Origin of the sequence: Micromonospora sp. WMMB235, assembly GCF_001855515.1 — a bacterium.
Classification (GTDB): Bacteria; Actinomycetota; Actinomycetes; order Mycobacteriales; family Micromonosporaceae; genus Micromonospora; species Micromonospora aurantiaca.
In genome coordinates, this window is record NZ_MDRX01000001.1 from 524890 (window position 1) to 545425 (window position 20536).

Below are 20536 nucleotides of genomic sequence, written 5' to 3' on the forward strand. Positions count from 1 at the left end.
TGCTGCGCGACATGCCGCACCTCAATGAGTGCGCTGGCCGAGCAGCTCTGGCCGGAGCGGCAGTCGTGGCTGCCGGAGGACGTCTTCATCGGCGGCTACCGAAGTGCGGGCCAGTGCTCCGGCCTTCAGGCGGGGGAAGGCCCGCGCTGGGAGGGCCGCCAAGGCCCGAGCAGTGCCTTAACCTCGCGCCCGCTCGTTCTGCTCGGCCACGGGGACCGGCACGATGGCAGCGATCCGGCGTCCGTGGTTGGTCACGTAAAGGGTCTTGCCGTAGACGGCGACGCCGTTGAGCGCTCCGGCGAGCGTCTTGCGCAGCTCGCGGACGCTGATCTCATTTTCGCGGGTGTCACTCATAGTCGCCATCGTAACCTTGTGTACACTTGTGTGTGTGCAGCTCCGGTACAACTACCGCGTGTACCCGACGCCTGGCCAGCAGATCGAGCTGGCGCGGGCGTTCGGGTGCGCGCGGGTTGTGTTCAACGACGGGCTGCGCCTGCGTCAGCAGGCCCGGGAGGCGGGGGAGAAGTACATCTCCGACGGGGAGCTGTCCCGGCGTCTGATCACCGAGGCGAAGGCGACGCCGGAACGCGCGTGGCTGGGAGAGGTTTCCACCGTGGTGTTGCAGCAGGCACTGGCGGACCTGAACACCGCGTACCGCAACTTCTTCAACTCGATCACGGGCAAGCGCAAGGGCCGCAAGGTCGCACCTCCCCGGTTCCGCTCCCGCAAGGACAACCGGCAGGCCATCCGCTTCACGAAGAACTCCCGGTTCAAGGTCCTCGACAACGACCGGCTGCGGTTGCCGAAGATCGGCGACCTCGCAGTCCGCTGGTCCCGGACGCTGCCCTCAGACCCGTCATCGGTGGCGATCATCCGGGATGCGGCCGGACGGTACTTCGCGTCGTTCGTCGTGCAGACGGGCGAGGACGAGGCGTTACCGCCGGTCGACTCCGAGGTCGGGATCGACCTGGGCCTGACCCACTTCGCGGTGCTCTCGGACGGCACGAAGGTGGCGGCGCCGACGTTCCTGCGCCGGGCCGCGCGCAAGCTCAAGCGGTTGCAACACGACCTGTCCCGCAAGCAGAAGGGCTCGGCCAACCGCAAGAAGGCCGTCGTCAAGGTCGCACGGGCGCACGGGCGGGTGGCCGACATGCGGCGGGACTGGCAGCACAAGCTGTCCACGGCGATCATCCGCGAGAACCAAGCGGTGTACGTCGAGGACCTGTGCGTCGTCGGTCTCGGCCGGACGCGGCTCGCGAAGTCCGTGCACGACGCGGGCTGGGCCAGCTTCACCGCCATGATGGAGTACAAGGCCGCCCGGTACGGACGCACCTTCGGCCGGGTGGATCGGTTCTTCCCGTCCACCCGCATGTGCTCCGACTGTGGCCGGATCAACGAGAAGATGGCGCTCAACGTCCGAGCGTGGGACTGCCCCTGCGGGGCAGCCCACGACCGGGACGTGAACGCCGCGAAGAACGTCAAGGCCGCCGGGCAGGCGGACTTCAACGCCCGTGGAGCGCACGTAAGACCGGGGCTCGTCCCGGCGGCGCGCAACGAAGCGGGAACCCACCCGGACGCCGCGTGTTCCACGCGCAGCGTGGAGGGAATCTCCGTCCCTTAGGGCGGAGAGGATGTCAAACCATCTCGGCGCAGGACCCGCCCGAGGTGATCATGATGGAGCGGGAGCGGCAGGCGAGGTCGCTACCCCGCCAGGAGCAGATGGTGGCTCTGTACGAGGAGGAGCAGCGGGTGATGCGCGAGTGGGTGCCACTGGCCCAGTTCGGCGTACCGGACGAGGAGTACGTCAACGCGCGGTTCCTGATCCGCCACGACGACCTCGCCGCCCGGCGGTTCGACAGGGTGCTGTCCTTCTGCGAGTTCACCGAGTGACAGCCGGAGCGGCTCAGACCAGCGTGCGGACCGCCCGCAGCGCCGCCTCCACGTCCTGCTCGCCGTTCGCGATCGTCGCGCCGAAGCGCAGATACGACGGCCGGTAGGGCGTGCTGCTGGCGATCACGCCGGCCGACCGCAGCCGGTCCACCGCCCGGTCCGCCGGCACGCCCGGCACCTCGCAGCAGACCACCCCGGCGGACAGGTCGGCGTCGCGCGGCGTGACCAGCCGGACGCCCCGGATCCCGGCCAGCCCCTCCTTGAGGAGGTCCGCGAGTTCCCGGGTGCGCCCGGCGACCCGGGCCGGGCCGATGCGCCGGTGGAACGCGAACGCGTCGGCGAGCGCCCAGCGGTGCTCGAAGCTGTGGTAGCCGCCGGGCGTGTGCGCCGGGCCCGGTGGCACGGGCTGCCCACCGGTGCCGCCGGCGAGCCAGCGACCGATGCCGCGCCTGTCGAAGCTGGGGATCACCGGCGTCATTCGGGCCCACGCCCGCTCGGCGGCCCAGACCAGGCCGGTGCCGCGCGGCCCGAGCAGCCACTTGTGGCAGCCGGAGACGAGTACGTCGCAGCCGAGCTGCTCCGGTGTGGACGCGTCGGCGCCGAAGCCGTGCACCGCGTCGAGGCAGAGCAACGCCTCCGGGCTGCGCTCGCGGACCGCCTCGGCCAGCCGGCGTACCGGCAGCTTCACGCCGGTGCTGGAGTGCACCCAGGTCAGCGCCACCACCCGGGTACGCGGGGTGAGCGCCGCGGTCAGTCCCGCGACCATCTCGTCCGCCCCGGCCGTGGCCGCGTCGCGGTAGAGGCGGGCCCGGCGTACGGTCGCCCCGTCGCGTTCGGCGCGCAACCGCAGCGATTCGTGGGTGGCGTAGAAGTCGTGCTCGGTGGTCAGCACCTCCTCGCCCGGTCGCAGGCGGATCGCGCTGTAGACCAGGCCGAGGCCCATGGTCGTGGAGTCGGTGAGCGCGATGTGGTCCGAGCGGGCGCCGAGATGCCCGGCCGCCGCGGCGAGCACCGCCCGGTCCAGCCGTTCCTCGTTCGCGGCCAGGTAGCCGGAGGCGTCCCGGTCGAGGCCGGCGCGGTGGGTGGCCACGGCGGCCCGTACCGGGGCCGGGTGCGGGGCGAAGACGAACGTGGCCAGGTGCGCCCGGGAGCGGTCGAGCGCGAACTGGGCGCGGACGCTGTCCCAACTGGCCGGATCCAGGGCGGGCGCGTCGTCGGACACCGCGGTCCCGGCCGCCGGGCGGTCCGGGTCGCAGCCGGTGGCCAGGCCGGTGACGCCCGCCGCCGCTGTGGCGCCGAGCAGGTGCCGCCGGGTCAGGCGCCGTCGGGTCGGATGCATGGGGTCAATCGTCCGCCGTGCATGTCACGGCCGGGTCACCGTCGGTGCCGGGGGACCGGTGATTTCACCGATGCGCGTCGGCGGTCCGGGCGCGGATGCTGACGCATGTCGATGTAATTCCGGCGCAAGGAGTGACCGACGTGCCCACCACCATCCGTTCCCGTACCCCCGTCCGTGCCCTGGCTCGCCTCGCCGTGGCCGCACTGCTCGCCACCGGCGGCGCCCTCGCCGTCCCGGTCGCCGCGAACGCGGCCAGCCCCTACGAGCGCGGCCCGGCGCCCACGAACGCCATCCTGGAGGCCAGTCGCGGGCCGTTCGCCACCTCCTCGATCAACGTCTCCTCGTTGAGCGTCACCGGCTTCGGCGGCGGCGTCATCTACTACCCGACCAGCACCGCCGAGGGCACTTTCGGCGCGGTCGCCATCTCGCCCGGCTACACCGCCTCGTGGTCCAGCCTGAGCTGGCTGGGGCCGCGGATCGCCTCGCACGGCTTCGTGGTGATCGGCATCGAGACCAACACGCGGCTGGACCAGCCGGACAGCCGGGGCCGCCAGCTCCTGGCCGCGCTGGACTACCTGACCCAGCGCAGCTCGGTCCGGGGCCGGATCGACTCCTCCCGGCTGGCAGTGGCCGGGCACTCGATGGGTGGTGGCGGCAGCCTGGAGGCCGCGGCGGCCCGGCCGTCGTTGCAGGCCGCCGTCCCGCTCGCACCGTGGAACCTGGACAAGACCTGGTCCGACGTACGGGTGCCGACGCTCATCATCGGCGGCGAGAGCGACAGCGTGGCACCGGTGGCGAGCCACTCGATCCCGTTCTACAACAGCATCCCGGCGTCCTCGGAGAAGGCGTACCTGGAGCTGAACGGCGCGAGCCACTTCTTCCCGCAGACCGTGAACACGCCGACGGCGAAGCAGACGGTCGCGTGGCTGAAGCGGTTCGTCGACGACGACACCCGCTACGAGCAGTTCCTCTGCCCCGGTCCGACCGGGTCGGCGATCGAGGAGTACCGCAACACCTGCCCCAGCTCCTGATCCCCTCCGCTCCCGGGGTGGTCGCCACGGCGGCCACCCCGGGAGCGTGTCCGCCTCTTTTCCGACGGGTTGCCCATCTGTGACACTGCATGCATGGTTTCTGCATCGACAGTGCATATAGCCTTGCGGGGCCGGGACGACGAGTGCGACGCGATCCGCCGGCTCCTCGACCGCGACGACGGCGGCGCCCTGCTGTTCCACGGGCCGCCCGGCTCCGGGCGCAGCGCCCTGCTGGCGTACGCCCGCAGGTCGGCCGGGCAGCGCGCGGTGCTCGCCGGCGGCGGCCTGGCCGACGAGGCGACACTGCCCTACGCCGGGCTGCACCGCCTGCTCGACCCGGTGCTGGACGCGGACACCGCACTCCCGGTGCGGCAACGCCGGCTGCTGCGCCGGGCGCTGGGCGGCGACGGGTGCCCGGCCGAGCAGCGGCTGGCCCTGGCCGCGGCGGTGCGCTCCCTGCTCGCCGCCGTAGCCGCGGACCGGCCGATGCTGTGCACGGTGGACGACCTCGACACCGGCGATCCGCAGAGCGCCTGGACGCTCGCCGTGGTGGCGCGCCGGCTGCGCCGGCTGCCGGTGGCGATGCTGCTGACCGCGACCGCACCGGCCACCGTCGACGGCGTACCCGCTCACCGGCTGCGCCCGTTGGACGCCCACGAGTGCCACGCGATGCTCTCCGGGCTCCGCGAGCGGCCACCCGCGCCGGTCGCCGCCGCACTTGCCGCGCTCAGCCGGGGCAGCCCGGCGGCGCTGACCGACCTGGCCGGCACGCTCACCCCGGCCCAGTGGCGGGGCGAGGCGCCGCTGCCCGACGCGCCGCCCGTGGACGGCGCGCTCGCCGCCGCGTACCGGGCCCGCCTGGACCGGCTGCCGGTCCCGACCCGGCGGATGGTGCTGCTCGCCGCGCTCGACCCCGGCGACGACCCGGGCACCCTGGTCCGCGCCGCGTGGGCGGCCGGGCTGACCGTCGAGGCGCTCGCTCCCGCCGAGGCCGCCGGACTGCTGCGCACCGGGCCGGGCGGGGTGACGTTCCCGCACCCGCTCGCCCGCACGATGATCACCGCCGTCGCGCCGCTCGCCGACCTGCGCGCGGCGCACCTGCTGCTGGCCGGCACGCTCGCCGAGGGCACGCTGGGCCGGGCGCTGCGCCACGCCACCGCCGCCGACTGTCCCTCCGACGTGCTCGCCGCCGAGCTGACCGCGGCTGTCGAGGAGGTGCCGGACCGCGCCGCCGCGGCGGTCGTGCTGCGCCGCGCCGCCGAACTGAGCCCCGACCCCGGCCGCGCCGCCGAACTGACAGTCGCGGCCGCGCGGTGCGCCTGGACAGCAGGCGACCCGGACCAGGCCCGAGGGCTGCTGCGACGCCTGCCCGGCGCGTCGCCCGCCGAGGGCCGGGCCGACCTGCTCCGCGGCGACATGCAGCTGCGCTGCGACGCGCCCGCCGCCGCGGTCGCCACGCTGCTGGCCGCCGCCGACGCGGTCGCGCCGGCCGACCGGCGGGCCGCGCTGCTGGCGCTGGTCCGGGCCGGCGAGGCCATCTGCGTCACCGGCGACCAGTACCGGTACGCCGAGGTGGCCCGCCGGGCCGAGGCGCTGCGGCGGCCCGGCGACCCGCCCGAGCTCGACCTGCTGGCCACGTTCGCCTCGGGCGTCGGGGCGACGCTGCGCGGCGACCACGCACGCGGCGGCCCGGCGCTGCGCCGGGTCGTCGTCCTCGGCGGCCGGCTGACCGGGCCCGCGCTCACCCCCGACGCGCTCGTCTGCGCCGCCGCGGCCGCACTGCTGGTCGCAGTGGACGGTCCCGCGCACCGGCTCGCCGGCCGGGCGGCCGAGGTGGCCCGCTCACGCGGCGAGCTGTCCCTGCTGCCCCGGGCGCTGGAGCTGCGGGCGGTCGCCGAGTACTGGCTGGGCCGGCACGAGGCCGCGGCGGAGACCGCCCGCGAGGGCGTGCGCGCGGCCCGCGCCACGGGCCAGCACGTGTGCGCCCAGGTGCACCTCGGCATCCTCGCCGTGCTGGCCGCGGTCCGCGCCGACCGGGACGCCGCGCTGGCCCGGATCGCCGAGATCGGTGACGGGGCCGCGCCGGGGAGCCGGCCGGACGCCTACGCCCGCTGGGCGCTCGGCGTGCTCGACCTGATCGACGGCCGGTACGCCGACGCGGTGGCCCGGCTGTCCGCGCTGGCCCGTACCCGCACCGGCCGGGGGCAGGTGCTGGTCCAGGTGATGGCCACGCCGTACCTCGTGGAGGCCGCCGCCCACGACGGCGGGCGGCCGGCCGCCGCGCTCGCCGTGTTCGACCACTGGGCCAGCAGCACGGCGAGCCCGTCGCGGCGGGCGCTCGCCGCGCGCTGCCGGGCGCTGCTCGCGCCACGTGGCGGCCCGGAGGCCGAACGGGAGTTCCACGCGGCGCTGCGGCTGCACCCGGCCGACACCGACCGGTTCGAGCGCGCCCGCACCGAGCTGCTGTTCGGCCGCGAGCTGCGCCGCCGGCGCCGGCCCCGGGACGCCCGTGCGCACCTGCACCGGGCCCGGGAGGCGTTCACCCTGCTCGGCGCCGCCGTCTGGGCCGACCGGGCGGGGGAGGAGCTGCGCGCGGCGGGGGAGTCGGTCGGGCCGGTGCGGCACGGCCCGGAGCAGTTGCTGACCGGGCAGCAACTGCACATCGCCCGGCTGGTCGCGGAAGGGGCGACCAACCGGGAGATCGCCACCCGCATGTGCCTGTCCACCCGGACCGTCGACCACCATCTGCGCAACGTCTTCCACCGGCTGGGCGTGCGCTCGCGTACCGAACTGGCCCGACTGCTGTCCTGACCGCCCGCCGCCCTCGGGCGCCCGCGCGGCGTCGGTCGCCGCCGGGCCGGCTGCGCCGCCGGGGTCAGCGCAGTGCGGCCACCGCGGCGTCCGCGCCGCCGCGCCACAGCACGCCGGCCTCGGTGAAGCCCGCCGCGCGCAGCGCGTCCAGGTGCCAGGTCGCGGGCGGGTTCCACTCCGGGCTGTGCCCGGTCGGGTAGATCTGCCGCCGCTTCTCCACCAGCGGCCCGAGCACCGGATCGTCGGCTGCCTGCTCCCACCAGTCCGACCAGGACAGCGCCGCGCCCGCGCGGTGCCGGGCCGCCCGCAGCTCGCCGGCCCGCGTGTGCAGCCGGTCGGTCAGCGTCGGCATCCCCTCGTCGGGCATGTGGTCGGCGTTGACGAACACCCCGCCGGGGCGCAGCACGTCGCGGATCTCGCCGTACAACCGCGCGAGGCGCGGGCCGTCGAGCCAGTGCAGGGCGGTCGCGGTGAGCACGGCGTCGTAGTCGCGGTGCGGCAGTGCGGCGGCCCAGTCGGGCCGGTTGAGGTCGGCGGTCACCACAGTGGCCCGCCCGGCCAGCGCCGCCTCGGCGAGGGTGAGCAGCACCGGGTCGAGGTCGAGCACCGTCACCTCGGCGTCCGGCCGGCGGGCCAGCGTCCGCAGGCTGATCGATCCGGTGCCGCCCGCGAGGTCGAGGACGCGTGGCGGCCGGTCGCCGGCGACCGCCTCGACGGCGTCGAGCATCGCCGCGAAGCGGTGCTCCCGGTCGGGCAGGTACGCCTCCTGCTGCCGGTCCCAGCTCTCCTGCCAGGCCCGCACGTCCAAATCGTAAGGAGTCATGCCGCTCACGATAGTTACCGCCGGTGGACCTGTCGAGGCTTGTTGCCAAAGTTTTGCAATAAGCGCCGCCGTCCCGGCGGCGTCACCGGGACCGGACGTGCGGCGGGTCGACGGTGACGAGCGGGTGACGCGCGCTGCGGCAGGGTCGCGGCACGACGACGGCACCGTTCGAGGGGGCTGCATGATCAGGACGATGCTCCGGCTGCGCGCGCGCACCGGCTGCGAGCCCGCGGTCGGGCCGGCCTTCGAGACGGTCGCCGGGCAGCTCGGCGCGCTGGCCGGCAACCTGCGGCACGAGCTGCTGCGCGACGCCCTCGACCCGCGCGGCTTCGTCGTCGTCACCGAGTGGGCCGACGAGGCGGCGCTGCGCGCGTACCGGCGGGGGCCGGTGGCGGCCCGCCTGGCCGACCTGCTCCGGCCGCTGACCGAGCCGGACGGCGACCCCGGCTACCCGCTGATGCGCGAGACCGGGGACGGGACGGGCCCGGTCTACGTGGACGTCGAACTGACAGTGCCGCTCGACCGGCTCGCCGAGTTCCACAGCGGCTACCCCGAGGTGGTCCGGCGGATGGCGGCGATACCCGGCTACCGCCGCGAACAACTGCTGCGGGAGCCCGGCTCGGACATCCACCACATCTTCGCCGAGTGGGACGGCGCCGCGCCGTTCCTCGCCTGGATCGGCGACCCGGCCCACGCCTCGGCGCAGGCCGGGCCGATCGCGCCGTTCCTTCTCGACATCCGGCGCCGGCTGTTCCACGTCGTGCCCGACGCGGACGGCCGCCGACAACCCACCACGGGCTGGGAGGCCGACGTGCACAGGACAACAGACGTACTCGTCGTCGGGGCGGGGCCCACCGGGCTGACCGCCGCCGTCGAACTGGCCCGGCGGGGCATCGACTGCCTGGTGATCGACAAGCAGGCCACCCCGCCCGGCCACGCCGACAAGGCGATCGGTGTGCACTGCCGCACCATGGAGATCTGGGAGGAGCAGGGCGTCGTCCGCGAGGCCATGGACGCCGGCATCTGGCTCACCGGCAACACGGTCTTCGTCAACGGCGAGCAGACCCACCGGATGAGCTGGGAACTGCCCGGCCTGCCGTACGCCCACCTCGGCCTGCCGCAGTACGAGACCGAACGGATCCTCACCGCCCGGCTGGCCACCCTCGGGGTCCGCCCGCAGCGCGGTGCCGAACTCGTCGACTTCACCCAGGACGCCGACGGCGTGACCGCCACCGTCCGCACCGCCGACGGCGGCACCGAGACGGTACGCGCGGCGTACCTGGTCGGCGCCGACGGCGCGCACAGCCGGGTGCGGGAGCGGCTCGGGCTCACCTTCACCGGCGGGCTCGGCCGGTTCCCGCAACTGTTCATGCTGGTGGACGTCGACGTGGACTGGGACATGCCGGACGGGCACCTGCTGCGGTTCCTGCACATGACCGACGGGCAGATGGACGGGATGCTCGTCTGCGTACCGCTGCGCGGCGAGCACCGCTACCGCATCGCCACGCTCGCCCCGCCCCGGTTCTTCGCCCAGACCGGCGGGCGCGACGCCCCGCCCGGGTTCAGCGAGGAACTCGACGAACCGACCATCTCCGACGTGCAGGCCGCGCTGGACCGCCTCGCGCCACCGGGCACCCGGGCGAGCAACCTGCGCTGGTCGTCGGTGTTCCGGATCAGCCACGGCATCGTCGACCGCTACCGCGACGGTCGCGTGTTCGTCGCCGGGGACGCCGCCCACCTGCACCCGCCGGCCGGCGGCCAGGGCATGAACACCGGCATCCAGGACACCTGGAACCTCGCCTGGAAGCTCGCCCTGGCGGTACGCGGTCTCGCCGCGCCCGGCCTGCTCGACAGCTACGAGACCGAGCGGCGGCCGGAGGGCGAGGAGATCGTCGGCCGGGCGGTACGGATGGCCGGCACCGAGGAAGTGGACCGCGCCGACCTGGAACGGCAGTTCCTCCAGGAGATGTCCATGCTGCTCAGCTACGCCGGCAGCCCGCTGGTCGGGGAGACCGTCGCCGACCCGGCCGCGCTCGGTGACGCGCCCCGCCCCGGCGACATCGCGCCCGACGTCGACGGGCTGCGCCGGCGCGGCGTCGGCCACCCGCTGCGGCTGCGCGATCTGACCCGGGGCACCCGGCACACGCTGCTGCTCTACGCCGACCGCACGGCCGACGCGGGGCAGTTGGCCGCGTTCACCGGTTTGTGCGCCGACGCGCGCCGGCTCGCCGGCGGGGAAGTCGAGGCGTACCTGCTGCTCGACCCGGACGCCGACGAACCGCGACTTCTCGACCCGCCCGTGGTGCGCGACGCCGAGCGCCGCTTCCGCGCTGCGTACGGGCTGGACGGCACCGGCCTGTACCTGATCCGCCCGGACGGGCACATCGGGTTCCGGGGCGCGCCGGTCGACCCCGACGCGCTGCGCAAGCACCTGCACCTGGTGTTCGGGAGCGCCCGGTGAGCCGGGTCCGGACCGTGCTGTCGATGCGGACCCGGGAGGGCTGCGAGGAGCGCTTCGAGGCGGAGTGGCTCACCGCCGCCGAACAGATCCGCACCCTGGACGGCTGCCTGCACCAGGACCTGGTCCGCGACGCCGACGACCCGCGCAGCTATCTGATCATCAGCGACTGGGCGGACCGCGAGCGGCTCGACGCGTTCGGGCGCAGCTCGCACCGGGACCGGCTGCTGAGCATCATCCGTGAGCTGCGGGAGTCCGCCGACCGGCACACCTACCAGGTGCTGCACAGCGTGACCGGCGAGCCGGGGGAGGGGCGATGACCGACGACGTGGTGCCGGCGAGCGAGCTCTACACCGACGCGTTCGCTGCCGACCCGTACCCCACCCTGGCCCGGCTGCGCGCCGAGCGGCCGGTCTGCCCGGTCGGCTCGCCGCGCTTCGACTCCTGGCTCATCACCCGCTTCGACGACGCGCGCACCGCGCTGACCGACCCGCGCCTGTCCAAGGACCTGTACGGACCGGAGCAGCACTACCTGAAGATCTTCGGCCCGAACTCCGAGGGTCTGAACCGCAACATGCTCAACTCCGACCCGCCGGAGCACACCCGGCTGCGCCGGGTGGTGTCGCAGGCGTTCGCGCCCCGGCGGATCGAGGCGCTGCGCCCCCGGGTGGCGTCGATCGTCGACCAGCTCATCGACAAGATGGCGCCGCACGGCGAGGCGGACCTGATGCACGACTTCGCCATCCCGCTGCCGATGACAGTCATCTGCGAACTGCTCGGCGTGCCGCCCGCCGACCACGGCCGGGTGCTCGACTGGACCCAGGTCATCCGCACCTCCGGCTCCACCAGCCGGCCCCCCGCCGAGGAGCGGGCGGCGGTGCAGGAGGCCCAGCTCCGGCTGCACCACTACCTGGCCGGGCTGGTCCGCGCCAAACGCGACGACCCGGCCGACGACATCATCGGCGCGCTGATCAAGGCGGTCGACCAGGACGGGACGCTGTCCGAGGCGGAACTGGTCACCACCACGTTCCTGCTGCTGTTCGCCGGGCACCAGACCACCGCCGACTTCCTCGGCAACGCCGTACTGGCCCTGCTGACCCACCCCGAGCAGATGGAACTGCTGCGCGCCACGCCGCGTCTGCTGCCCGCCGCGATCGAGGAGCTGTTGCGCTTCGACGGGCCGCTGCCCGTGGCCAGCCCGCGCATCGCCACCGAGGACGTCGACTACCAGGACGTACGCATCCCGCGCGGCGCGATCGTCGGGGTCGCGATCAACGCGGCCAACCACGACCCGGCGCACTTCGCCGACCCGGACCGGCTGGACCTGCGCCGGGTGCGGGGCCCGCACCTCGGGTTCGGTCACGGCGTCCACTACTGCCTGGGCGTCTCACTGGCCCGGATGGAGGCCGAACTCGCGCTCGGCGCGCTGCTGCGCCGGCTGCCCGGACTGCGTCTCGGCGTGCCGCTGGCCGAGGTGCGCCGGCTCCCCGCCGCCTCGCCGTTCCGCGGCCTGCTGGAACTGCCTGTCACCTTCACCGCGTGACGGCGCCGCCGTCCGAACCCACCCACCAAGGAGCAGTCATGGTCTTCCGCAACGTGATCGTCTGTCACATGGTCCCCGGCAGCGAGCAGATCGTCGGCGGCGTGTTCGGCCACTACGACCAGGCCACCCGGCCGCAGGATCTGGGCGTCATCGGCCGGTACCTGCTGTCGCACCGCGACCTCTACATCCACGTGATCGAGCGGGAGCAGGACCCGCGGATCTCCGGGCAGACCCGCGGCCTGCCCGCCTTCCAGAAGATCGCCGAGGAGATCGGCCCGTACGTCACGCCCTACCCGCGCTACTGGAAGAACCCGTCGGACTCGGTGGCGAAGGAGTTCTACCACTGGGCGCCCGAGGGCGAGCCGCCAGCCGACACCACGCTCACCGTGATCGTCGGGCGGATCAAGCCGGGCGCCGAGCCGGACGTGGCACGGGTCTTCGCCGAGTCCGACGCCGGGTCGCTCCCGGCCGACCTCGGGGTCACCGGGCGCTGGCTCTACTCGATCGACGACGTCTACGTGCACCTGCTCGAACAGGAGTCGTCGGCGGCCGAGGCCACCCGGGACCAGCACGGCGACAAGCCCGCGTTCGGCAAGGTGATGCAGGATCTGGGCCCGTACATCGAGCCGTACCGGCCGGACCGGTGGCAGGGCCCGCAGGACTCGGTGGCCACCGTCTTCTACCGCTGGCAGGCCCAGGACTGAGCGCCCCGGACGCGACCACGAGCGGGGTTTACAACCCGGTGACCCTGTGCCAGCCTCGTGGGCGCGCTCCCACGATCGCCGGCGGTGGCACGTCTCCCGGGAGCCGGAGGGCGGTGCGCCGTGACGGCGGCGGTGGACGTCGAACTGGTGACGGCGGCACGCCAGGGTGACCGGGCCGCGCTCACCGCGCTTCTCGCCGCCCATCTGCCGCTGGTGTACAACGTGGTCGGACGCGCGCTGGCCGGGCACGCCGATGTCGACGACGTGGTGCAGGAGGTCATGCTCCGCGTCGTCGAGCGGCTGCCCACGCTGCGCGAGCCGGACCGGTTCCGCGCCTGGCTGGTCACCATCGCCATCCGCCAGGTCCGCGAACACGCCCGCCGCCGGGCCGGGGCCCGCCAGGTGCCGCTGGATCCGTACGCGGAGGTGCCGGATCCGGACGCGGACACCGCGGGCGCGGCCCTGTCCGAGGTGGACCGGGACGCCCGGCGACGGGACGTGCTCTCCGCGGTCGCCTGGCTCGACGCCGACGACCGTGAGGTGCTCGCGCTGTGGTGGCGGGAGCTGGACGGGGAGCTGACCCGCGGCGACGTGGGCGAGGCACTCGGGGTCGGCGCCTCCCACGCGGCGGTCCGGATCCAGCGGATGCGCTCCCGGCTCGCGCAGGCGTACACCGTCCTGGCCGCGTGGCGGGCCCGGCCGCGCTGCCCCGGCCTGGCCGTCGCCGCTCGGGCGTGGGACGGCACGCTCGTGCCGCTGTGGCGCAAACGGCTGAGCCGGCATGTCCTGGCCTGCCCGGCCTGCCTCGCCGCGGGCGGACGCCGCGGCACGCCGGAGCAGATCCTGCCCGGCCTGGCCGGGCTGGCGGTGCCGGCCGGCCTGGCCGCCGGACTGCGCGCGGCGCTCGAAGCGCAACCGGCGGTGGTGGCGGTCCCGCCCGTGGCGCCGGCCGCGGTGGGCGGCCTGCGGCGGGCGTTGTCGTCGAAGGCGGCGGTCGCCGCCGGCACGGTCGCGGTCCTGGCCGTCACCGCGCTCACCCTTGCCGTGCGCCACGAGCCGGACGGCCGGGACGGTGTGGTGGCCGCCGCGCCGACGCTCCCGGTCCGGGGCGGGCCGTCGGCCGCCGCAACGCCGTCCGCTTCCCCGTCCGCCGTCCCGTCGCCGCGTCCGTCGCGTGCGCTCACCGGCGTGACCGACGCCGACATCGTCGTCGCCCCGGACGGCAGCGACGACGGCGACGGCAGCCTCCGCCGCCCGTACGCCACGCTGAACCGGGCGGCCGAGGTGGTCCGGCCCGGCCAGACCATCGCCCTGCGCGGTGGCACGTACCGGATGACCGAGCCGGTGACCATCGGTACGGACGGCACGGCGGACCGGCGCATCGTGCTCAGCGCATACCGGGGCGAGCGGCCGGTGCTCGACGCCGCCGCGGTGCCCGCGGACGCCTGGGCCGTCACCCAGCGGACCGCCTGGTGGACCGTGCAGGACATCGAGGTACGCGGCTCCCGCAGCCACGCCTGGGTCTGCCGGGCCTGCTCCCACACCGTGTTCCGTCGCCTGTCCGTGCACGACAACGCCCGTTCCGGCCTGACGCTGCGCGACCCGGGCACAGTGGGCAACCAGGTGCTCGACAGCGACTTCTTCCGCAGCTACGACCCGGCGGACCCGGGCGGCGCCGGCGTGGGGCTCGCGGTCAAGTTCGGCGACGGCGCGGGCAACGTGCTGCGCGGCAACCGGACCTTCCACAACGCCGACGACGGCATCGACCTCGGCGGCTTCGCCGACCCGGTCACCGTGGAGCGGAACTGGTCCTACGGCAACGGGCAGAACCGGTGGGGCGTGACCGGCTGGGACAGCAACGGGTACGGCTTCTCGCTCGGCGGCGGGGAACCGGTCCCGGCCGGTCACCGGGTGCGGGACAACGCCGCCTGGGGCAATCGGGGGCACGGATTCGGTGTGGAGGCCAACGCCGGCCGGATCGACCTCACCGGCAACACCGCGTTCCGCAACGGTGGCGCCGGCTTCGACCTGACCGGCGCCGGCGGCACGGCCCGGTGGAACCTGGCCCTGGACAACCGGACGCCGGCCCGGGGCGGTGAGCGCGTCGCCGCCACCGGAAACTCGTGGGACGACGACGGCTGGAGCGCCGCCCGGCTGCGGTCCACCGACCCGCGCACGGCCGAGGGCCCGCGCCGCGCCGACGGGACGTTGCCGTCCACCGGCTACCTCGGCACCGGCACCCGGCTCGGCGCCGACCTGACAGCCCGCTGAGGCGCCCGGCGGAAAACCGGCGCGAGAAAAAGCGTTGTCGCGGCCGGACCGCCCCGTCTGTGTGGTGACGGGTAGCCGGGCAGCATCCGTCACCGGGCACCGGCTGCCGCCGTGAGGGCCGCCGCCAGCGATGGCGGTGACGGCGGAGGCCGACACACCGCACACCCAGGATCCCCGGGGAGAACCGTGAGACATCTCGTCCGACGACGGGCGGCGGCCCTGTTCGCCGTCCTCGTCACCACCACCGCGACCGCCGCCGTCGGCGTCGCCACCGCCGGCCCGTCCCAGGCCGCCGCGGGTTGCCAGGTCGGCTACCGGGTCACCGCGCAGTGGGCCGGCGGCTTCACCGCCGCCGTCACCATCCGGAATCTCGGCGACAGCCTCACCGGCTGGCGTCTCGGCTGGACGTTCCCGGCCGGGCAGTCAGTCACCCAGGCGTGGGGCTTCACCACCAGCTCGACAGGCGCGTCAGTGGTCGCGGCCAACGTCGACTGGAACGCCACCATCGGCACCGGCGCGAGCGTCGAGGCCGGGTTCAACGGCACCTGGAACGGCGTCACGAACCCGAGCCCGGCCACGTTCACGCTCAACGGCGTCACCTGCACCGGCTCGTCCGGCTCGCCCACGCCCACCGCCGCGCCGACGTCACCGCCGCCGACCGGCACGGCGACCGTGGCGGCCGACGGCACCGGCACCTACCGCACCGTGCAGGAGGCCGTCGACGCGGTGCCGGCGAACAACACCACACGGCGGGTCGTCACCATCAAGCCGGGCACCTACCGCCAGGTGGTGCGCGTGCCGTCGAACAAACCCCACATCACGTTCCGGGGACTCGGCACGTCGCCGGCGAACACCGTGATCGTCTTCAACAACTCGGCGAACAGCAGCGGCACCTCCGGCAGCGCCAGCATGTTCGTCGACGGGTCCGACTTCGTGGCGGAGAACCTGACCATCGCCAACGACTTCGACGAGGGCTCGGTGACCAGCGGCCAGCAGGCGGTCGCGCTGCACCTCAACGCCGACCGTGCGGTGCTGCGCAACGTACGCCTCCTCGGCGACCAGGACACCTTCCTGGTCAACGACCGCACCCGGGCGTACGTGGTCGACTCCTACGTCGAGGGCACCACCGACTTCATCTTCGGCGGCGGCACGATCGTCTTCCACGCCTGCACCATCCACGAGAAGCGTTCCAGCGGCGGCACCGTCACCGCCGCCAGCACGGACGCCGCCAAGAACTACGGCTTCCTGTTCTACCGGTCGACGATCACCGGCACCGGGAACAACAACACCACCCTCGGCCGGCCGTGGCGCCAGGGCGCGCAGGTGCTCTACCGGGAGTCCACGCTCAGCGGCACGGTCCGCAACGCCCAGCCGTGGACGAACATGGGCGACGCCACCTGGCAGAACGCCCGCTTCTCCGAATACCGCAACACCGGCCCCGGCGCGACGGTCAACGGCAACCGGCCGCAGCTCAGCGACGCCCAGGCCGCCACCTACACACCGCAGAGATACCTCGCCGGCACCGACGGGTGGAACCCGTTGTGATCACGATGTTGGAGAACGGCATGACTGTCACGAAGAAGGGCCGGCCCTGGCGTACCGCGCTGGTGCTCGGCACGACCGCGGCGCTGGCGGCGCTCGGCGCGGTCACCGCGGTCACCGCCCAGGCGGCGGCCGGCTGCCGGGTCGACTACCGGGTCAGCAGCGAGTGGAGCGGCGGCTTCAACGCCGACGTGACGATCACGAACCTGGGCGACGCGGTGAACGGCTGGCGGCTGGCCTGGACGTTCCCGGCCGGCCAGCAGGTCACCCAGTCGTGGAACGCCACCGTTACGGCCGGGACGTCGAGCGTCACCGCGACGAACGTCGACTGGAACGCCGCCCTGCCGGCCGGGGGGAGCGTCTCGTTCGGCTTCACCGGCTCGCGCGGCGCCACGAACCCGGCGCCCACCGTGTTCACGCTCAACGGCACCGCCTGCACCGGCGGGGTCACCCCGACGACCGGTGCGCCGTCCCCGACGCCGACCACGCCGCCGGCCGGTGTGCCGTACTCGAACGCGCCGGACGGGTTCGCCGGCGCGGCCGGCACCACCGGCGGGGCGGCCGGCGCCACGGTCACCGTGACCAGCCAGGCCGACCTGGAGCGGTACGCGGCGTCCAGCACGCCGTACGTCATCCGGGTCGGCGCGGCGATCACGGTCAGCCCGTACGGCCGGGAGATCCCGGTCGGCTCGAACAAGACGATCGTCGGAGTCGGGCGGAACGGGCAGATCGTCAACGGCGGATTCCACCTCGGCGCCGGCACCGCCAACGTCATCATCCGCAACCTGACCATCCGGGACACCCGGGTGGCCTCGGACGACCCGGACGACAAGGACTTCGACTACGACGGCATCCAGATGGACACCGCGAACCGGATCTGGATCGACCACAACACGATCACGCGGATGAACGACGGCCTGATCGACAGCCGGAAGGACACCACGAACCTGACCGTGTCCTGGAACGTCATCGCCGAGGGCAACAAGGCGTTCGGCATCGGCTGGACGGACAACGTCACCGCCCGGATCACCATGCACCACAACTGGATCCACGACACGAACGTGCGCAATCCCAGCACCGACAACGTCCAGTACGCCCACTTCTTCAACAACTACCTGCAGAACATCAGGGGGTACGGCAACTACTCCCGGGGCCGTACCAAGCTGGTGATCGAGAACAGCTACTACGAGAACGTGAAGGACCCCTACTACCGGGACGACACCGCGGAACTACGCCAGAGCGGCAGCGTCTGCGTCGGCTGCACCGGTCAGCGGGAGACCGGCGGCTCGGCGTTCACCCCGTCGAGTTTCTACTCCTACCGCCTCGACCCCGCCGCGCAGGTTCCCGCACTGCTGCGCACGTACGCCGGGCCGCAGGCCGCCATCGGGCAGTGACCGGGCCGGCCGGGACGGCGGCGCACCCGCCCCGCCGTCCCGGCCGGACGTCCCCCCACCGGCTGCCCGACCGGCAAACCCGCTCGCGGGCGTGGCCGACGGGTCAGGCTGGTGCGGGGGTGCCGGGTGCCGACGAAGGAGATCGTCCAGCACGTCGGGGCACTGCTCGACCTGGCCGGGGTGCTCGTCATCGCGGTCGGCGTCGCGGTCGCCACGGCGGTGTTCGCGGTGCGCTGCGCCCGGACCCGCCAGGTGGTCGCGCACTACCGGGCGTACCGGCAGGGGGTCGGCCGGGCCATCCTGCTCGGCCTGGAGTTCCTGGTCGGCGGCGACATCATCCGTACGGTGGCGGTGTCGCCCACCTTCACCAGCGTCGGCGTGCTGGCGCTGATCGTGCTGGTCCGCACGTTCCTGAGTTTCTCGCTGGAGGTGGAGCTGGACGGCCGCTGGCCCTGGCAGGGCCGTCCTCCGGCGGACCGGCCGAGCGTCGGCGCCCGCCCCCAGCGCTGACCACCGCGCCGACCGGACGCCGGCGGTTACCCCCAGGGGGTATGGTGGCGGATGGAGGTGACGCCCGATGGAGCACGGAACCGGCCACCACGGAGGCCACGACACCGGCGGCCACGGCGGCGGTCAGGACGACCACGGCGGCGGGCACGGCGCGCACGCCGGGCACGACCCGGAGCAGTTCCGCCGCCGCTTCTGGCTCAGCCTGGCGCTGACGGTACCGATCGTCGCCACCAGCCACATGGTGATGGACTGGTTCGGCTACTCGCTCGAGTTCCCGGGCGTGCGCTGGGTCGGCCCGGTGCTCGGCACTGTGGTGTTCGCGTACGGCGGCTGGCCGTTCCTCACCGGCGGGCTGCGTGAGCTGCGCGAACGTGCCCCCGGCATGATGCTGCTGATCTCGATGGCGATCGTCGTCGCGTACCTCGCCTCGGCCGCCACCAGCCTCGGCCTGTTCGACCTCGACTTCTGGTGGGAGCTGGCCGCGCTGGTCACCATCATGCTGCTCGGGCACTGGCAGGAGATGCGGGCGGTCGGGCAGGCGCGCGGCGCGCTCGGTGCCCTCGCGGCGCTGCTGCCCGACGACGCCGAGCGCCTGGACGACGCCGGGCGGCCGCATCCGGTGCCGGTCGGCGAGCTGCGGGTGGGCGACCTGGTGCTGGTGCGCCCCGGCGGGCGGGTGCCGGCCGACGGCCGGATCGTCGAGGGCGCCGCCGAGCTGGACGAGTCGATGATCACGGGGGAGTCGCGGCCGGTGGCCCGCGCCGCCGGGGACCGGGTGGTCGCCGGCACCGTCGCCACCGACTCCACCCTCCGGGTACGCGTCGAGGCGGTCGGCGCGGACACCGCGCTGGCCGGCATCGGGCGGCTCGTCGCCGAGGCGCAGGCCTCCGGCGGGCGCGCGCAGGTGCTCGCCGACCGGTTCGCCGCGCTGCTGTTCTACCTGGCGGCGTTCGCCGGCCTCGCGACGTTCGCGGTCTGGGCGCTGCTCGGCGACCCCGACCAGGCGGTGGTACGGACCGTGACCGTGCTGGTGATCGCCTGCCCGCACGCGCTCGGCCTGGCCATCCCGCTGGTGGTGGCGCTGTCCACAGCGCTGTCGGCCCGCGCCGGCATCCTGGTCAAGGACCGGCTCGCGCTGGAGCGGATGCGCACCGTCGACACGGTCCTGTTCGACAAGACCGGCACGCTCACCACCGGCCGGCACACGGTGACCGGGGTGGCCACCACCGGCGGGACGGACGAGACGGCCGCCCTGGCGCTGGCCGGCGCGGTGGAGGCCGACAGCGAGCACCCGCTGGCCCGGGCGCTGGTGGCCGCCGCCGACGCCCGCGGCGCCCGTCCCGCCGCGCGCGGCTTCCGGGCGCTGACCGGCCGGGGAGTGCGCGCCACTGTGGATGGCGTGGACTGGGCGGTCGGCGGGCCGGCGCTGCTGCGCGAACTCGACGCCGCGGTGCCGGACGACCTGGCCCGGGCCGCGCAGGAGTGGTCGGGCCGGGGTGCCGCGGTGCTGCACCTGGTCCGCCTGCCCGAGGGTGGCCCGCCGGAGGTGACCGCCGCGTTCGGGCTGGAGGACCAGGTCCGCCCGGAGGCGCGGGCCGCCGTGGCCGAGCTGCGCGACCTCGGCGTACGCAAGATCGTGATGATCACCGGCGACGCGCGCCCGGTCGCCGAGGCGGTCGCCGCCGACCTCGGGTTCCGGCCCGGCGTCGACGAGGTCTTCGCCGAGGTGCTCCCGGCCGACAAGGACAAGGCGGTGGCCGAGCTGCGCGGCCGGGGACTGACGGTGGCGATGGTCGGCGACGGCGTGAACGACGCACCGGCGCTCGCCCGCGCCGACGTCGGGCTGGCCATCGGCGCGGGCACCGACGTGGCGATCGAGTCCGCCGGGGTGGTGCTCGCCGGCTCCGACCCGCGCGGCGTCGGCGGCGTGATCCGGCTGTCCCGCGCCTCGTACCGGAAGATGCGGCAGAACCTGGCCTGGGCGGCCGGCTACAACGTGGTGGCGATCCCGCTCGCCGCCGGTGTCCTCGCCTGGGCGGGGGTCGCGCTCAGTCCGGCGCTGGGCGCGGTGCTGATGTCCGCCTCGACGATCGTGGTGGCGCTCAACGCCCAGCTGCTGCGGCGGGTCCGGATCACCCCGGCCGACTGAACCGCAGTTCCGGGTACCGAGGCGCATCACGGTTCGCGGATGCGAGCTACCACGCCCCTTCCGGCTCGCAC

16 protein-coding genes are annotated in these 20536 nt (G+C 74.3%); 13 read left to right on the forward strand and 3 right to left on the reverse strand.

The window, feature by feature from the left end; all coding sequences use genetic code 11:
- Positions 1–177: 177 nt before the first annotated feature.
- Complete coding sequence (locus BFV98_RS02030) at positions 178–354, reverse strand: hypothetical protein (protein ID WP_225319553.1); 177 nt, start codon at positions 352–354, stop codon at positions 178–180.
- A 34-nt stretch (positions 355–388) separates the two neighbouring features.
- On the opposite strand from BFV98_RS02030, the gene BFV98_RS02035 reads away from it, so the two are divergent.
- Together BFV98_RS02035 and BFV98_RS02040 are read left to right on the forward strand one after the other, a co-directional pair.
- Entirely contained in the window at positions 389–1621 is a 1233-nt protein-coding gene (locus BFV98_RS02035) for an RNA-guided endonuclease TnpB family protein (protein ID WP_114920619.1), read from the forward strand.
- A 53-nt stretch (positions 1622–1674) separates the two neighbouring features.
- Positions 1675–1890, forward strand: coding sequence for a YwqG family protein (locus BFV98_RS02040; protein ID WP_255367961.1), 216 nt, complete (start codon positions 1675–1677; stop codon positions 1888–1890).
- Positions 1891–1903: 13 nt separating this feature from the next.
- Here BFV98_RS02040 and BFV98_RS02045 read toward each other — a convergent pair whose 3' ends face one another.
- Positions 1904–3229 carry an aminotransferase class V-fold PLP-dependent enzyme gene (locus BFV98_RS02045; RefSeq protein WP_071094614.1) on the reverse strand — a complete coding sequence of 442 codons (1326 nt, stop codon included), beginning with the start codon at positions 3227–3229 and terminating at the stop codon, positions 1904–1906.
- 140 nt (positions 3230–3369) lie between these two features.
- On the opposite strand from BFV98_RS02045, the gene BFV98_RS02050 reads away from it, so the two are divergent.
- Together BFV98_RS02050 and BFV98_RS02055 are read left to right on the forward strand one after the other, a co-directional pair.
- Positions 3370–4260: a lipase gene (locus tag BFV98_RS02050; RefSeq protein ID WP_013476469.1), complete on the forward strand. Its 891-nt coding sequence runs from the start codon at positions 3370–3372 to the stop codon at positions 4258–4260.
- Positions 4261–4383: 123 nt separating this feature from the next.
- Complete coding sequence (locus tag BFV98_RS02055; protein WP_255367962.1) at positions 4384–7071, forward strand: LuxR family transcriptional regulator; 2688 nt, start codon at positions 4384–4386, stop codon at positions 7069–7071.
- Between the two features lie 64 nt (positions 7072–7135).
- Here the strand turns inward: BFV98_RS02055 and BFV98_RS02060 are convergent, their stop codons facing one another.
- Positions 7136–7894: a class I SAM-dependent methyltransferase gene (locus BFV98_RS02060; RefSeq protein WP_071094617.1), complete on the reverse strand. Its 759-nt coding sequence runs from the start codon at positions 7892–7894 to the stop codon at positions 7136–7138.
- Between the two features lie 181 nt (positions 7895–8075).
- On the opposite strand from BFV98_RS02060, the gene BFV98_RS02065 reads away from it, so the two are divergent.
- The 9 genes from BFV98_RS02065 (at position 8076) to BFV98_RS02105 (ending at position 20465) form a co-directional block, all read left to right on the forward strand.
- Positions 8076–10355 carry an FAD-dependent oxidoreductase gene (locus BFV98_RS02065; protein ID WP_071094619.1) on the forward strand — a complete coding sequence of 760 codons (2280 nt, stop codon included), beginning with the start codon at positions 8076–8078 and terminating at the stop codon, positions 10353–10355.
- Complete coding sequence (locus tag BFV98_RS02070; RefSeq protein WP_013286778.1) at positions 10352–10672, forward strand: putative quinol monooxygenase; 321 nt, start codon at positions 10352–10354, stop codon at positions 10670–10672. The genes BFV98_RS02065 and BFV98_RS02070 overlap by 4 nt, the downstream gene beginning before the upstream one ends.
- Complete coding sequence (locus BFV98_RS02075) at positions 10669–11895, forward strand: cytochrome P450 (RefSeq protein ID WP_030268518.1); 1227 nt, start codon at positions 10669–10671, stop codon at positions 11893–11895. Before BFV98_RS02070 ends, BFV98_RS02075 begins: the two co-directional genes overlap by 4 nt.
- A gap of 38 nt (positions 11896–11933) precedes the next feature.
- A complete protein-coding gene (locus tag BFV98_RS02080; protein WP_071094620.1) occupies positions 11934–12599 on the forward strand; it encodes a TcmI family type II polyketide cyclase in 666 nt (221 codons plus the stop codon).
- A 120-nt stretch (positions 12600–12719) separates the two neighbouring features.
- Entirely contained in the window at positions 12720–14870 is a 2151-nt protein-coding gene (locus BFV98_RS02085; RefSeq protein ID WP_071094622.1) for a sigma-70 family RNA polymerase sigma factor, read from the forward strand.
- Between the two features lie 186 nt (positions 14871–15056).
- On the forward strand, positions 15057–16415 hold the full coding sequence (locus BFV98_RS02090) for a pectinesterase family protein (protein ID WP_071094624.1): 1359 nt from the start codon (positions 15057–15059) through the stop codon (positions 16413–16415).
- Between the two features lie 20 nt (positions 16416–16435).
- Positions 16436–17806 carry a cellulose binding domain-containing protein gene (locus BFV98_RS02095; RefSeq protein ID WP_013286773.1) on the forward strand — a complete coding sequence of 457 codons (1371 nt, stop codon included), beginning with the start codon at positions 16436–16438 and terminating at the stop codon, positions 17804–17806.
- Between the two features lie 126 nt (positions 17807–17932).
- Complete coding sequence (locus BFV98_RS02100; protein WP_013286772.1) at positions 17933–18316, forward strand: DUF1622 domain-containing protein; 384 nt, start codon at positions 17933–17935, stop codon at positions 18314–18316.
- A gap of 67 nt (positions 18317–18383) precedes the next feature.
- Complete coding sequence (locus BFV98_RS02105) at positions 18384–20465, forward strand: heavy metal translocating P-type ATPase (protein ID WP_013286771.1); 2082 nt, start codon at positions 18384–18386, stop codon at positions 20463–20465.
- Positions 20466–20536: the final 71 nt, after the last annotated feature.